This is a genomic window from Xanthomonas sp. LF06-19 (assembly GCF_034105425.1).
GTDB classification, from domain to species: domain Bacteria; phylum Pseudomonadota; class Gammaproteobacteria; order Xanthomonadales; family Xanthomonadaceae; genus Xanthomonas_A; species Xanthomonas_A sontii.
In genome coordinates, this window is the sequence record NZ_JAXGGH010000021.1 from 1 (window position 1) to 1,168 (window position 1,168).

Annotated in this window: 1 protein-coding gene; it reads right to left on the reverse strand. The window is 66.4% G+C overall.

Annotated elements, in window-relative coordinates; genetic code table 11:
• Window positions 1–14: 14 nt before the first annotated feature.
• Window positions 15–938: an IS110 family transposase gene (locus tag SLW55_RS20545; RefSeq protein ID WP_026143295.1), complete on the reverse strand. Its 924-nt coding sequence runs from the start codon at window positions 936–938 to the stop codon at window positions 15–17.
• Window positions 939–1,168 lie beyond the last annotated feature (230 nt).

Genomic DNA, 1,168 nt, shown 5'->3' on the forward strand with positions numbered 1-1,168 from the left:
GTAGGAGTCAACTGTCATGCACCTGCGATGACAGGAGGAGCGTACGGGGCCTGATCGCGCGCGATGGCATTGAGCCAGCGCAGGAACTTGTGCATGCAGGCGACGATGGCGACCTTGGCCGGCTTGCCCGCTGCGCGCAGACGTGCGTAGGTGTTGGCCAAGGGGGATTTGGCGCGGATGCTGGCCCAGGTGGCCATGTACAGCACGCGCCGCACGTCGGCACGTCCGCCTTTGATGCGGCGCTGGCCTTTCCAGCAACCGCTGTCGTGATTGAACGGGGCCAGCCCGACCAGGGCAGCGAGCTTGCGTGGCGGCAGCGTGCCCAGCTCTGGCAGCCGCGCGGCCAGAACCGCGCGCAGGATCGTCCCGAGCCCAGGCACCTTGGGTAGGCTCGAGCAGGTCTTGCCCTGCTGCTCGATCTCCTGCGTCAACGTCTGGATCTGCTGGTTCAGCAGGGCGATCACCTCTCGGCAGCGGTGTTGCGCCTTGGCGCTGGTAATGTGTTCCAAGCGCCGCCGATGGGCATCGCGCTGGCCCACCAGGGTGGCACGCAGGTCCAGCAGTTCGCGAAGAGACTGCTGGTGCCCGGGCACCACGGGCGTGGGGGTGGTCGGGATGTGCTGGGCGGCGATGGCCAGCAGGCGCGCGTCCAGGGCATCGGTCTTGGCATGCAGGCCCAAGGCCTGGGCGAGCTTGCGCGGACGATCGGCGGCCATCCGCACTGCCGGCAGGTCCGCCTCTCGGAGCACCTGCAGCACGGCATGTTCGTAGCCGCCACTGGCTTCCAGCACGATCCGCTCGCAGTCCATCCCAGCCAGACGTTGGGCCAGCGCACGCTGCCCCTGTGGCGTATTGGGCTGGGTCCAGGCCTGCTCGTCCGGCAGGACATGAATGACCAGCTCAGCCTTGGATACATCGATCCCGACATGGCGCCGCATAGACGTTCTCCGCAGTAGACTCATGGACGAGAGCGCTCCTGCCGATGCCCATGCTTGTGGAGTTCGAGCTCGTCACTCGGGCAACTGTTCGGGCTTGTCAGGCAGGAGAACCGGAGTGCGGCGGCGCTGACTCCTACTCGTGCTTGCTGGCACTGCGGCTAAACGGCCTGCCGCACTCCGCTCTCACCTACAACGATAGACCCTTATTTGACACAAGCGGCTTCAGCCGC